This is a genomic window from Amycolatopsis sp. VS8301801F10 (assembly GCF_046195355.1).
In the GTDB taxonomy this organism is placed as follows: Bacteria; Actinomycetota; Actinomycetes; order Mycobacteriales; family Pseudonocardiaceae; genus Amycolatopsis.
The window spans coordinates 3,602,696-3,615,406 of record NZ_CP176065.1 but is presented as its reverse complement, the minus strand read 5'-3'; the positions used below and the strand labels follow the sequence as shown (position 1 = coordinate 3,615,406).

The window sequence follows — 12,711 nt, the reverse complement described above, 5'->3', positions numbered from 1 at the left end:
AGACGGAGGCCCAGTGCCCCACCACGACGACATCACCACGGCGAACGACGGCCGGGTCCCGGTTCGCATCCGGTACGAGCCGACCGCTGCCGAGCCCGCGCTGAAAGCGTGGAGCGACAACAGGATTGCCGAACCTGGACCGTTCCGGCCGCGCTTCATGGTCTACTCCGGACTCGGCTCGCCCGCGATGACCGCGGAACGGCTCGCCGTGCTGCAGGAGGTCGGCGCGGAATCGTTCCTGCTGGCCGCGGACCTTCCGTCGCAGCTCGGCTTCGATCCCGACCACGAGCTTTCGCACGCTCAAGTCGGCCGGGCCGGAGTGTCGTGCGCGACGCTCGACGATTTCGGCACGATCTGCTCCCGGCTCGACCTCGCGACCGCCGACAGCCTCGGCATGCTGCAGAACTCGCTCGGGCACGTCGCGCTCGGGATGGTCCACAGTGTACTGTCCGATCGCGACGCCCGGCACGTGAAGCTGGTGATGCAAAACGATCCGCTCAAGGAATTCACCGCACGCGGCACCGAAATCCACTCCCCCGCGCAAGCACTGCGGATCGCCGCCGACTGCGTCGCGTTCGCGATCGACGAAGGAATGCCTGGTGCGGCGCTGACCGTCTGCTCCAACCATTACGACGTCGCGGGCGCGGGACCGTTGTTAGCGGTCGCTTTCGCTTTCGGCAACGCCATCGCGTACCTGGACGAACTGGTCGGCCGCGGCTACGAACCCGCGGCCGTCGCCGAGAAGTTGATGTTCTTCCTCAACGAACGCAGCGATTTGTTCGTGGAAGCCTCGGTTTTCCGCACCGCACGCATCCTGTGGAGCGAGATTCTGCGCGACCGCTACGGAATTCCGGTCGCCGAGCAGCCGGTCGCGAAACTCATGGGTTACGCGCATGGGCTGGAATCCGCCGACGAACCGCTGGTCAACATCCCGCGCGTGACGCTCAGCGTCCTCGGTTCCATGCTCGGCGGCGTCGATTACCTCTGCGCCACCGGTTACGACGAGGCGTTGCGCATCCCGTCCGCCGACGCCGCCGCGCTCGCCGTGCGCACGATGCAGGTCGTCGCGTACGAACACGGCACGCTGACGACGATCGACCCGCTCGCGGGCAGCGCCAAACTGCGCGACGTGGACGAGCAGGTGCTGCGCGAAGTCCGGCTCGAACTCGACCGGCTCGCCGAAGCCGGAGGTCCGCTCGAAGCCATCGAGAACGGCTATATCGCCGGCCGGATCGACGAAAACCGAGGTGCCCGCCAGGAACAACTGAGAACCGGCGAGCGGCTGATGGTCGGCCACGGCGTGTTCGACGCCAAGACCCGCGCGGAGTGGTTCGCGGGCAGGAGTTCGGGCGAGCTCGATTTCGCCAAGGTCGAGCGGGAGGCCGTCGAACGGATCACCGAGCACAAGCGGCACCGCGACACCGCGCTGGCCGACCGGGCGCTCAAGGCCGTCGAGACCGCGGCCGCGGGCACCGAGAACCTGGTCCGGCCCGGCATCGAGGCGCTGCGGGCGGGCGCCACCTCCGCCGAGATCGTCGGCGCCACCCGGGAAGGGTTCGAGAGATGAAGCGCGTAGTGCTGGCGAAACTCGGGCTCGACGGCCACGACGTCGGCGTCCGGCTGATCGGCAAGCACCTCGCCGACGCCGGGTTCGAGGTCGTCTACCTGGGCAAACGCGTGGCGACGGCGACGATCGTGCAGGTCGCGGTCCAGGAGGACGCCGACGCGATCGGGCTCAGCTGCCTCAGCGGCGGGCTCGGCCACTTCGCGTCGCTGACCGTCGAGGGGCTGCGCCGCGAGGGCTCCGACGTCCCGGTCCTCGCCGGCGGCATCGACGAGCCCGCCGAAATCGACCGCATGCTGGCGGCGGGCGTCCACCGGCATTTCGGGCCCGGGGCGTCGATGGAGGAGATCGTCGAGGCCTTTCGAGAGGCGACCTGACGCCTTCCGCCGCCCACCTCCCGCTCAGCCGAGCGGGAGGTCCCGATCCTGCCCCGCGGAAGCCCGGCACGAGCCCCCTTGACCTGCGTGACCAGGGCGAGTAGACAATCCATATCACGTAGTGATTCACACGTTTCACTGGACGAAACGTTTCGTCCCACGGCCGTCGAAAAGTGGCGGAAGGAGCGGGCAATGGCGCCGGCGCAGGAACCCCCACAGGCACGACCCGAAACGAGACTGGCCAAGGTCGCGGTGACCGCACTCTCGGCTTCGAGCATCGAGAACTACGACTTCTTCATCTACGGCACCGCGGCGGCGCTGGTCTTCCCGCAGCTCTTCTTCCCCGAGCAGACCGCGTTGACCAGTGCGTTGCTCAGCTTCGCGACCTTCGCGGTCGGTTTCCTCGCCCGGCCGCTCGGCGGCGTGCTCTTCGGCCACATCGGCGACGTGCGCGGGCGCAAAACGGCGTTGATCGGCGCGCTCGCCGGAATGGGCCTCGCCTCGACCCTCATCGGCCTGATGCCGACGTATTCGGTGCTCGGGGTCGCCGCGCCGATCTTGTTGGTATTGCTGCGTTTCCTGCAGGGCATCGCAGTCGGCGGACAGCTCGGCGGCGTCGTCCTCCTGGCGATGGAAAGCGCGCCGCCCCGGAAGCGCGGCTTCTTCTCCAGCTTCGCGCAGGCGGGCGGTCCGGGCGGCATCATCCTCGGCAACCTCGCGTTCATCGCGGCTATCCGATTCACGTCGCCCGCGGCGTTCGAGGCGTGGGGCTGGCGCGTCCCGTTCCTCGCGAGCGCGGCGCTGGTGTGGCTAGCTATTCACTTGCAGCTGCGCTTGGAGGACACCGACGCGTTCCGGCGGCTCAAGCAGGTCAAGAAGCCGGAACGCTCCCCCGTGCTGCGCGCGTTTCGGGTGCACTACAAGCAAATCGCGTTGGTCGCGGCTGCCTACATCGGCATCAACGTGACCTACTACCTGTTCATGACGTTCGCGGTCTCGTACAGCACGAACCCCGCGATTTTGGGGCTGTCGAAGGACACCGTCCTGCTCGCGGTGCTTGTCGCGGCTGGCGTGCAACTGGTATTGCTCCCGGTGTCCGGTGCCATCTCAGACCGCATCGGCCGGCGCACGATGCTGCTGGCAGGTTCCGGGTTGCTGTGCGCCTTCTCGTTCGCTTTCTGGCCGCTGCTGAACACGAAGTCGACCTTCCTGATCCTGGTCGCGTTCATCGTCGGCCTCGGCTTGCTGCACACCACGATGTACGGACCGCAGGGCGCTTTCTTCGCCGAAGCGTTCACGACCGGGCTCCGGTACTCCGGCGTCTCGCTGGGCGTGCAGCTCGGCGCGGTCATCGGCGGCGCGTTCGCCCCGCTGATCGCCACGTCGCTGTACGCGGCGACCGGGTCCTCGATGTCGGTGGCCATCTACATGGCGGTCGTCTGCGCGATCACCTTCGGCGCGGTCCTGCTGATGCCAGAGACCCATCTGAAAGATATCAACGAGCCAATGGTGGCATCCGAACCGGCCGCCGCCAGCGATCCGTCCCGCTAGGCAAAGGAGAACCAGCATGGCGATGCCCCTTCGGCATCTCGGCAAGCTCGACGTCGGCGCGCAAGGACTCGGCTGCATGGGAATGAGCGATTTCTACGGCAGCGGCGACGAAACCGAATCCATCGCGACCGTGCACCGCGCGCTCGACCTCGGCGTCACGCTCCTGGACACCTCCGACATGTACGGCTACGGCGCCAACGAGGAACTGGTCGGGCGGGCGATCGCCGGACGCCGCGACGAGGTCGTCCTGGCCACGAAATTCGGCGTCGTCCGCACGGAGGACGATTCGATGGCCCGCTCGGTGCGCGGTGACGCGGAGTACGTCCGGCAGGCCTGTACCGCGTCCTTGCGCCGGCTCGGGGTCGACCACATCGACCTCTATCAGCAGCACCGCGTCGATCCCGCGGTCGAGATCGAGGAGACGGTCGGAGCGCTGGCAGAACTGGTCGCGGCCGGGAAGGTGCGCTACCTCGGGCTGTCGGAGGCGTCGGCGGAGACGATCCGCCGGGCGCACGCCGTGCACCCGATCACCTCAGTGCAGACCGAATGGTCGCTGTGGTCGCGCACGATCGAGGACGAGGTCGTGCCGGTGTGCCGCGAACTGGGCATCGGGATCGTGCCGTACTCGCCGCTGGGCCGCGGCATCCTCACCGGGCGCTACCGTTCGATCGACGACTTCGAGAAGGACGACTTCCGGCGGACGGCACAGCCGCGTTTCGCCGCCGGGAACCTCGAACGCAACCTGGAATTCGTGCGGGCGCTGGAAAAGCTCGCCGAGGAGCGGGGCGTCACGGCGGGTCAGCTCGCGCTGGCGTGGGTGCACAGCCACGGCGACGACGTCGTGCCCATTCCGGGGACGAAGAAGCGGAGCAGGCTGGAGGAAAACGTCGCGGCTGTTGATATCTCACTGTCGGCCGCTGACGTGGCAGCGATCGAACAGGCCGTGCCCGCCGATCAGATCGCCGGCGAGCGCTACTCGCCCGACCGCATGTCGTTGCTCGAAGCGCCTTGATGGGTGGGTGAAATGCGTTTCGCAGAGCGGGTGGTGATCGTGACCGGCGGCGGTGGCTCGGGACTGGGCCGGACGTTGGTCCGCCGCTTCGCCGCCGAGGGCGCCGCCGTGGTGGTAGCCGACCGCGACGAGGCGGCTGCCGACCAGGCCGCCGCCGAGGTGGAAGACCAGGGCGGCCGAGCGCTGGCCGTGCGGACCGACGTCCGCAGCGACGACGACGTCCGGGCGCTGGCCGAAGCCGCCCGATTCGCCTACGGCCGCATCGACGTCTTGGTCAACAACGCCTTCACGTCCAATCCGGCGTCCATTCTGGACACTCGGATCGAGGACTGGAACCGTGACCTCGACGTCGTGCTGACCGGTGCCTTCCGTTGCTCCCAGCAGGTGCTCCCGACGATGGTCGAACAGCGGCGCGGGGTGATCATCAATGTGTCGTCGGTAAACGCGCACACGCACGTGGGCGCGGCGGGATACAGCGCCGCGAAGGCCGGGGTGGAGGCGCTGGCCCGCAACCTGGCCGTCGAGTTCGCGCCCTTCGGGATCCGGGCGAACGCGCTGGTGCCGGGCACCTTCCGCACCGACGTCTGGAAGGAACGCGAGAAGATCGACCCGGACCTCCTCGACCGCCTCGCCACCTGGTATCCGCTCGGCCAGGTCGGCATGCCCGACGACATCGCGTCCGCGGCGCTCTTCCTGGCTTCGGACGAGGCGTCGTTCATCACCGGCAGCTTGCTACCCGTCGACGGGGGCTTGCTGGCGGGCAATCCGCAGTTCGCGCGCGACGTGCATCCGGAGAACCATCGATGAAAGACGAGGTACGCGTTTCGTTGGTGCAGTTCAGTTCCGCGGTGCTGGACTGTCCAGGCAACGCCAAACGGATGGCAGAGTTCGTCGAGCGCGAGGCGCAGGAGCACGGTGCCGAACTAGTCGTCTTCCCCGAGTTGAGCAACACCGGCTACATCCGCTCCGCGCGCGACGACGCTTACGCGGAGAGTCTCTACGCGGCGTCGGAACTCGTACCGGGTCCGACCACGGAGGTGCTGGGTGAAGCGGCCCGTCGTGGTGGGGCACACGTCGTCGTTGGTATGTCACAACGGCACCCTCGGATACCAGAGGTGCTGTACAACAGCGCCGTGGTGATCGGCCCGGACGGCGAGGTGGCCGGGGTGCAGCACAAGGTGCACCCGTGCCGGGACGAGAAGGAATACTACGTCCCCGGCGATGAGATCTCAGTGTTCTCTACTGCACTGGGCACGCTGGCGCTCAACGTGTGTTACGACGTCCGGTTCCCCGAGATGGCCCGCGTCCAGACGCTCGCGGGGGCCGAGATCGTCGTCTCGTTGTGGGCGTCGGCGGTGCAGCCGGGGAAGGTTCCGTCGGACAGCATCGTGTCGCGGTGCGCGACGAGGGCGATGGAGAACGCCGTCTTCTTCCTGGGCTGCAACCGGACCGGCACCGACGGCGAACAGCACTTCTACGGCCGGAGCGCCATCGCGGGCCCGAGCGGCGACGTTCTGGCACGCTCGGACGACGACCGGGAGGACGCGGTCCGAGCGGTGCTGCGGAACTCAGATCTCAAAGCACAGCGCAGATATCTCACGATCTTCCGCGACCGCAGGCCGGAACTCTACGGCCGCGTTGCCGAACCGCTCTCCCGCCCGGAGCACCCATGACCCCGGACCTCTGCCAATGGACGGCTGAACAACTCGGTGCCGCCTATGCGGCCGGCGAGCTTTCGCCGGTAGAAGCGACCAAGGCGGCGCTGGCGGCCATCGACGCCCACGACAACCTCCGCGCCTTCGCGCACGTCGACTACGAAGGTGCGCTCAATCAGGCTGCGGTGAGTGAACGACGCTGGGCCGACGGACGCGCGCTGGGGCCATTCGACGGAGTTCCCGCGTCGATCAAGGACCTCTTCCTAACCCGAGATATCCCAACGCTGCGCGGTTCGCGTCGCACCGACCCGACCCAGCCATGGCAGACCGACAGCCCTGCCGCGGCAGCACTCCGCGCGAACGGTCTCGTCCTGCTCGGCAAGACCACGACTTCCGAACTCGGCTGGAAAGGCGTTACCGACAACCTCATCGACGGCATCACCCGGAATCCGTGGGATCCGACCCTGACCGCGGGCGGGTCGAGCGGCGGCAGCGGCGTGGCAGTCCGGACCGGGATGGGCGCGGTGTCCGTCGCCACCGACGCCGCAGGTTCAGTGCGCATCCCGGCCGCCTTCTGCGGAGTCGTGGGCTTCAAGCCGACACACGGACGCATCCCGATGTACCCGCCCAGCGTCCTGGGCACCCTGGCGCACGCCGGTCCGATGGCCCGCTCGGTGGCCGACGTCGCCGCGCTGACCGACCTCCTCGCGGCCCGGGACCACCGCGATCCCTCCTGGACGCCGACCATCGGCGAGCCAATCGACCCTGTCCGGATCGCGTACTCACCAGCGCTGGGCCGCGTCGACGTACACCCGGAGGTCGCCGCCCTCGTCGCGGAAACCGTCGCCGCGTTGGCCGGAACCGGCCTGCACGTCGAGGAGGCCGACCCCGATTTCCCTGACCCGGCAAGCGCATTCGACGTGCTGTGGTCTGTCGGCGTCGCGCACATCGTCCGCCGCTACGGCGGCACCGCACCGCTCGACCCGGGCTTGCAGAGGCTGATCGAACGAGGCGCTCAGCATTCGACGGCCGACTATCTCGACGCACAAAGCGAACTCGCCGCGCTCGGCGTCGCCATGGGCGAATTCCACACGAAGTTCGACCTCCTGCTCACGCCAACCGTGCCGATCGAGCCCTTCGCCGCGGGCCACGACGTGCCGCCGGACAGCGGGCTGACCGACTGGCCACAGTGGACACCCTTCACCTATCCGTTCAACATGTCGCGGCAACCCGCGCTGAGCGTCCCGATTGGACTGACGTCCCGCGGTTTGCCGGTCGGCATTCAGATCGTGGGGCCTCGGCACTCGGATGCCACGGTGCTCGCGGTCGGCGCACTGATCGAGAAACTACGACCCGCGCTCGGTTATCCGCAGGAGAACTCATGAAGTTCGGCGTCAACACATTCGTCACGGACGAGAGCATCCGCCCGGACACGCTGGGCCGGGCGCTGGAAGAACGCGGTTTCGAGACGCTGCTCGTCACGGAGCACTCGCATATCCCGGTGAAGCGGGAGACGCCCTGGTCCGGCGGCGGCGAGCTGCCGCGCGAGTATTACCGAACTTACGACCCGTTCGTCGCACTCGCGCTCGCTTCCGCGGCGACGACGACCCTCACCCTCGGCACCGCCGTCGCCCTGCTGGCCCAGCGCGATGTCTTCCAGACCGCCAAGGAAGTCGCGACGCTCGACGTCCTGTCCGGCGGCCGGGTCCTCTTCGGAGTCGGGGCCGGGTGGAACCGCGAAGAAATGCGCAACCACGGCGTCGATCCGCACCGCCGCGGCCCGCTGCTGAACGAGAAAATCGCCGCGCTGAAGGCGATCTGGACCTCCGAGGAGGCCGAATTCCACGGCGAGCACCTAGACTTCGCCCCGGTCTGCTCCTGGCCGAAACCAGCACAACGCCCGCACCCGCCCATCGCGATCGGCGGCGAAAGCAAAGCCGCCCTCGACCGCCTCGCCCGCTACGGCGACGAATGGCTGCCCCGCGCGAAAACCCCGCCCGCCGAACTGCGCCGCGTAGCATCGTGGCTGGCCGACACGGGGCGGGCCGACGTCCGCATCACCCTCTGCGGAGCCGCCCTCGACTCCGACCTCGCCGCCTACGCGGAGTCCGAAGTGGACCGGGTGACGTTCACGCTGCCGCCCCAGCCGGAACGGGAGACGGTGCAATACCTCGACAAACTCGCGGATCACATCGAGCGGCAAACCCGCTGAACCCTGGGGGCGGTGCGCGGGCCGCCTGACTGGCCGACCAGGGGAGCCCAGAACAAACCTCGGACGGAACGAGAAACCCCGCGATACCCGAAAAACTAACGGACGACATCAAACAGCAAACACACCGAACACGACCGACCAACTGCCTCGCACGGCAGCGCAAAGGATTCGGCTTCGTGGGCACACGGTCGTTCGCGCGGCCACAGCGGCAACGGTGTGCTCGAAGAGGTCAAATCAGTGATCAACGTCGCGCGCCACCCAGGGAAGCCGGGGTCGAGGCACCGACATCCGCAGCACACTCCGCGGACCGCACTTGACTCTGACCTCGCTGGCAACACGGAGTCCAGAGTGGACTGGCGATGTTCACTCTGCTGTCCGGCTCGACTGACTGGCCAAAACCGAACCGATCTTGGTACTCCAGGTTGTGGATCCACCCACGACTCCGGCCTCACCGCGCACATCGAGCCCTAAGCAGACAGACCGCAGACATGCCGAATGCGGCCACCACCACCCCGGCAGTGACCGCATTCGCCTGCCACCCTTAAATACCCATGCTCGCCCCAAGGCTGTCCAGCGCCTTGTTGACCATGCCCTGCGCGGTAGCGTTCAGGTTCGCATTGGTCCCGTTCACGACCCAGTCCGAACCGGAGAAAATCACCACGGTCACGCCGTTGTCGACGCCGCCCTCAGTGCCGCTGCTGTTGATCCCCAGCAGGGAAGCCGCCTTTACCGAGGCTTCGCCCAGTTCCCGGGAGTCGTTGTCCGAAGTGTCCTGGTCGTTGGCGGTCTGCGTGTCGCCGAAGATCGCGCCGATCACCTTGCTCTTGTAGAACATCAGCGCGAACTGCCTGCCCTTGATGCCGTGTTCCTTGTAGAAGAAGTGCGGGCAGGGGCTCTTCTTGTCGTAGCAGTCGTCGCCGAGGACGTAGAACGGGACGTGGTGCGCGCCGAGCGATTTTCCGTTGCTGTCCTTGAAAGTCGTCGTTCCCTGGTGGTCGGGATCGGGGTCGGGGTCGCTGCCGTCGGTGTCGACGGCCAGGCCGGAACCGTAGGCGTAGACGCCCTTCGCCACCTGGTAGACGTTGACGTTCTTGGCCCGCGTCATCGTGTTGATGTGCGGTTTGGAATTGACCTTGTTCGCGTCCGTGCTGTTCTTCTTGACGCCGGCCAGCACTTCGGCGGCCGTATAGGACTTGGCGGCCGCTTCCGGGGTGGCCGCGTGAGCGGAGTTGACCGCGAGCGGCACGGCGAGCGCCAGAGCGGCGCCGACCACTGCGAAACGCCTACGGGAGGATGACATGACCGGGCGACCTCCAGCCTTCATTAGGAAACTTTCCTAACATAGTGAACCACCGGTGACCGGGCGTTGTCACGAGGCGACCTGGAGAAAATTCGAGGCGGGTGCCTGGTGCTGGGAATCCGGGCGGGAACACGTGCCGCTGAGCGGAAACGGCGCCCGCGGAGCAGCCGGCTACCGCAGTTCGAAGCTGTAGAACTGCCGTCCTTCCACCAGCAGGTAGACCTGGACGACCGGGCTGGCCTGGCGCGGCAGTGCGTCGCGCATCGCGAAGAAGATCTTCTTCATCGCCTGGAACATCGCGGTGCGATCTTTCACCAAGCGGTAACTGGCCGGGAGATCCATGCGCACGCTAGTCCGGTTGTTCTTCTGCGCGTCTTCGAGAAGCGCCGCGGCTGTGGTGGCGAATTCGTTCGACAGGGGATAGTCGCCCTCCCGCTCGGTGCCGCGTGCCTCGGGCGGCGTCAGCAACAGCCGGTCGAATTGCCCGGCCGCGGCCAAGACGGCCGGGCTCGGCGGCGCCGGGGCGGGACGCGGTTTGGGCGGATCTTTCCGCGGGGAGAAGTCGAACGGAACCGACGGGCCCTTGATGATCGTCTCGCCGGGCGCGGACGGTACCGGCGGCGCGATCGACGGCGGCACGACCGGCGCGTACGGGCTGCCCGCGCCTTCCTGCTGGCGTTCCATCGAGGCGCCCGGCTGTTGTTTGATCAATCCTTCCACAAGGCTGTGAATAGAGTTCCGTTCCTCAGGGGTGATGCGCGCGTTCGCTATCGCCGTGTCGACCAGTTGAAGCAAGCCTGAGGCGACCGCCGATTTGGCACCGTCCACGATGAGCTTCTTGACGCTGTCGGGCACCTTCATCCGGCGGAGGATCGGCGCGAGGGTCGTGTCGACGAGCACGGCACCGGCCGCTTCCCCCACGTTCTTCGGCCGATTGTCCGGAGCCGCTTTGGCCGGGCCTCCGCGCAATCGCCCCAGCCGCTCCGCTGGGATGGCAGCGGGCAGCTGCCTGGCGACTGCGTGCGCGAAGCTGGCCGGGGTGCCAGGCACCGTGCCGGACAGCCAGGCCTGCACGGACGCCGACCGCACCGGGTCTCCGATGAGCAGCGACAGGACCGCGACCTTCACCTGCTCGGTATTGTGCAGCGTCTGCCCGCCCTGGTCCTGCTGCACTTCCTGCAGGTAGGCGGTGAGCACCTTCTCGACTTCGTCGCGGCTCACGACCGTCTTCTCGCTGGTGCGATCGACCTGCCGCTGGACCGCGGCCACTGGACCGCCGGGGATCGCCGACCCCGCGTCGGCCGCCCGCTCGGCCGCGTCGCCAGGGGAACTGACTCCCGGCACGAGCCGGCTGGCGTGCCGCTGGTGCACGACGTGCGCCGCCTCGTGCGTCAGCAGGTGCTCGTCGGGATCACCCGCCACCACGATGTCCTCCCCGGCGGTGTACGCGACCGCGCCCAGGTCACGTGCGGAGCGAGCCGCTTCGGGGCCGGTGTGCACCCGGACGCCGCCGAGGTCCTCGCCCCACCGTTCTTCCAGCTGGTGCCGCACCTCGGCCGGGAGCGGAGTTCCCGATGACCGCACTGGGATATGACTGAAGTCCGTTGAGATGGCAGCTCGCCTCGCCTGGTCCTTCTCCGGCCCGGCCTGAGGCGCCAGATCAGCCGGTTGCCTCGTCGGACGGTGGCCATGAGCCCGCATCCCGCGCCTCGCTTCCGATCGCCTGGCCGCAGCTTCCGCCCAGGATCGGACTGGTCCGTCACTGCGGCATCACCCGCTCCGCCCAGGATCGGACTGGTCCGTCACCGCGGCATCACCCGCGACGAAACCCCGGGCGCGGCTCGCCAGGCGGCCGCCGGGATCACCCGGCGGCCACCCGCCCCGCCCGACCGGATCTCAGGACGCGCAGTAAGCCTTGAACGCGGCGTTGCCGAGCGTGGTCTGCCCCCGGGTCGCGACGCCCGCCAGATGGTTCTCGTTGGCCGCCACCAGCACCTGCTTGCTGCCGTCGTCGCTGGTCAGCCACAGGTTGAAATATCCCAGCACCCCGCCGCTGTGATTCCAGGCCAGTCCGCAGGGCGTCGGGGACAGACCGATTCCCAGCCCGTACCGGGTGCCCGCGTTGTCGGCCGGCACCGTCGTCTTCAGTTCGGCCTGCTGCCGCGGCGGCAGGAGTTTTCCGCTCAGCAGTGCGCGTTCGAAGGTGGCCAGATCGTCCTCTGTGGACACAATGGCGCCCGCGGTTCCGAACGCCTGCACGTTGGAGACGGTGACGTCGTTGTAGAACACGCCGAGCCAGATGTAGTAGCCGGTCAGGTAGTTGCCGGTCAGCGAAGGGTCGGCGGTCGGGAAGGACGTGTTGGTCAAGGAGAGCGGCTCGAAGACGCGCCGCTGGATCTCCGCGGCCGGTTCGTTCCCGGTCACCGCCTTGATCACCATGCCGGCGAGGATGTAGTTGGTGTTCGAGTAGTGGAACGCCGCGCCCGGCGCGCCCAGCGACGGATGCGACGTCGCGATGTCCACCAGCGTCTGCGGCGGCCACGCCTGCCGCGGGTTGGTGTTCGCGACGTAGGAGTTGATGAACCGGGCGTCGGCCGCGTAGTCCGGCAGCCCGGAGGTCTGGTTCAGCACCTGCCGGACGGTGATCTTCGTGCCGTCGTTCCCGTTGGCGTTCACCGAGCCGGGCAGCCAGCGGGCGAGCGGGTCGTCGAGGGAGAGCTTGCCCTCGGCCTCCAGCTGCAGCAGGACGGCGGCGGTGAACGCCTTGGTGTCGCTGCCGATCCGGAACCGCGCTTTCGGGTCCGCCGGGGTCTTGGCGGTGAGATTTCCGTACCCGGCGTGGATGTACTGCGCGGCTTCCCCGTTCCGGACCAGTCCGATCACCCCGGGGTAGCCGAGGCTGACCCCGGTCTGGGCGGCCGCTTGGAGGATCTCGGCCGGAGTCTCCGCCGAAGCCGGGGCGGCCAGGCCGGTCAAGGCCGCGGCCACGGCCGCCGCGACGGCTCCGAAAGCTTTGCGTCTCATCGCACTCCTCAGTTCG

11 protein-coding genes are annotated in these 12,711 nt (G+C 67.9%); 8 read left to right on the top strand and 3 right to left on the bottom strand.

What is annotated here, in order from left to right:
* The first annotated feature begins 13 nt into the window (after positions 1-13).
* The 8 genes from F9C11_RS17220 (at position 14) to F9C11_RS17185 (ending at position 8,371) form a co-directional block, all read left to right on the top strand.
* Entirely contained in the window at positions 14-1,567 is a 1,554-nt protein-coding gene (locus tag F9C11_RS17220) for a methylmalonyl-CoA mutase family protein (RefSeq protein WP_409185885.1), read from the top strand.
* Entirely contained in the window at positions 1,564-1,941 is a 378-nt protein-coding gene (locus F9C11_RS17215; protein ID WP_409185884.1) for a cobalamin B12-binding domain-containing protein, read from the top strand. Before F9C11_RS17220 ends, F9C11_RS17215 begins: the two co-directional genes overlap by 4 nt.
* A gap of 192 nt (positions 1,942-2,133) precedes the next feature.
* Complete coding sequence (locus F9C11_RS17210; protein ID WP_409185882.1) at positions 2,134-3,492, top strand: MFS transporter; 1,359 nt, start codon at positions 2,134-2,136, stop codon at positions 3,490-3,492.
* A 22-nt stretch (positions 3,493-3,514) separates the two neighbouring features.
* Positions 3,515-4,504: an aldo/keto reductase gene (locus F9C11_RS17205; RefSeq protein WP_409186923.1), complete on the top strand. Its 990-nt coding sequence runs from the start codon at positions 3,515-3,517 to the stop codon at positions 4,502-4,504.
* Between the two features lie 12 nt (positions 4,505-4,516).
* Positions 4,517-5,311, top strand: coding sequence for an SDR family NAD(P)-dependent oxidoreductase (locus tag F9C11_RS17200; protein ID WP_409185881.1), 795 nt, complete (start codon positions 4,517-4,519; stop codon positions 5,309-5,311).
* Positions 5,308-6,177: a carbon-nitrogen hydrolase family protein gene (locus F9C11_RS17195; protein ID WP_409185880.1), complete on the top strand. Its 870-nt coding sequence runs from the start codon at positions 5,308-5,310 to the stop codon at positions 6,175-6,177. The genes F9C11_RS17200 and F9C11_RS17195 overlap by 4 nt, the downstream gene beginning before the upstream one ends.
* Positions 6,174-7,544 (top strand): amidase, encoded by a 1,371-nt coding sequence (locus F9C11_RS17190; protein ID WP_409185879.1) that lies wholly within the window; start codon positions 6,174-6,176, stop codon positions 7,542-7,544. Before F9C11_RS17195 ends, F9C11_RS17190 begins: the two co-directional genes overlap by 4 nt.
* Positions 7,541-8,371 (top strand): LLM class F420-dependent oxidoreductase, encoded by an 831-nt coding sequence (locus tag F9C11_RS17185; protein ID WP_409185878.1) that lies wholly within the window; start codon positions 7,541-7,543, stop codon positions 8,369-8,371. The genes F9C11_RS17190 and F9C11_RS17185 overlap by 4 nt, the downstream gene beginning before the upstream one ends.
* A gap of 541 nt (positions 8,372-8,912) precedes the next feature.
* On the opposite strand, the gene F9C11_RS17180 is transcribed toward F9C11_RS17185, so the two are convergent.
* The 3 genes from F9C11_RS17180 to F9C11_RS17170 form a co-directional block, all read right to left on the bottom strand.
* On the bottom strand, positions 8,913-9,644 hold the full coding sequence (locus F9C11_RS17180) for a glycoside hydrolase family 75 protein (protein WP_409185877.1): 732 nt from the start codon (positions 9,642-9,644) through the stop codon (positions 8,913-8,915).
* 198 nt (positions 9,645-9,842) lie between these two features.
* A complete protein-coding gene (locus F9C11_RS17175) occupies positions 9,843-11,255 on the bottom strand; it encodes a DUF4157 domain-containing protein (RefSeq protein ID WP_409185876.1) in 1,413 nt (470 codons plus the stop codon).
* Between the two features lie 312 nt (positions 11,256-11,567).
* Complete coding sequence (locus tag F9C11_RS17170) at positions 11,568-12,695, bottom strand: serine hydrolase domain-containing protein (protein ID WP_409185875.1); 1,128 nt, start codon at positions 12,693-12,695, stop codon at positions 11,568-11,570.
* Positions 12,696-12,711: the final 16 nt, after the last annotated feature.

What these genes read in the sequence shown, in the direction of transcription:
- F9C11_RS17205 (WP_409186923.1), top strand. Translation starts at nt 3,515, where the DNA reads ATGCCCCTTCGGCATCTCGGCAAGCTCGACGTCGGCGCGCAAGGACTC.
- F9C11_RS17210 (WP_409185882.1), top strand. Translation starts at nt 2,134, where the DNA reads ATGGCGCCGGCGCAGGAACCCCCACAGGCACGACCCGAAACGAGACTG.
- F9C11_RS17200 (WP_409185881.1), top strand. Translation starts at nt 4,517, where the DNA reads ATGCGTTTCGCAGAGCGGGTGGTGATCGTGACCGGCGGCGGTGGCTCG.
- F9C11_RS17215 (WP_409185884.1), top strand. Translation starts at nt 1,564, where the DNA reads ATGAAGCGCGTAGTGCTGGCGAAACTCGGGCTCGACGGCCACGACGTC.
- F9C11_RS17185 (WP_409185878.1), top strand. Translation starts at nt 7,541, where the DNA reads ATGAAGTTCGGCGTCAACACATTCGTCACGGACGAGAGCATCCGCCCG.
- F9C11_RS17170 (WP_409185875.1), bottom strand. Translation starts at nt 12,695, where the DNA reads ATGAGACGCAAAGCTTTCGGAGCCGTCGCGGCGGCCGTGGCCGCGGCC.
- F9C11_RS17195 (WP_409185880.1), top strand. Translation starts at nt 5,308, where the DNA reads ATGAAAGACGAGGTACGCGTTTCGTTGGTGCAGTTCAGTTCCGCGGTG.
- F9C11_RS17190 (WP_409185879.1), top strand. Translation starts at nt 6,174, where the DNA reads ATGACCCCGGACCTCTGCCAATGGACGGCTGAACAACTCGGTGCCGCC.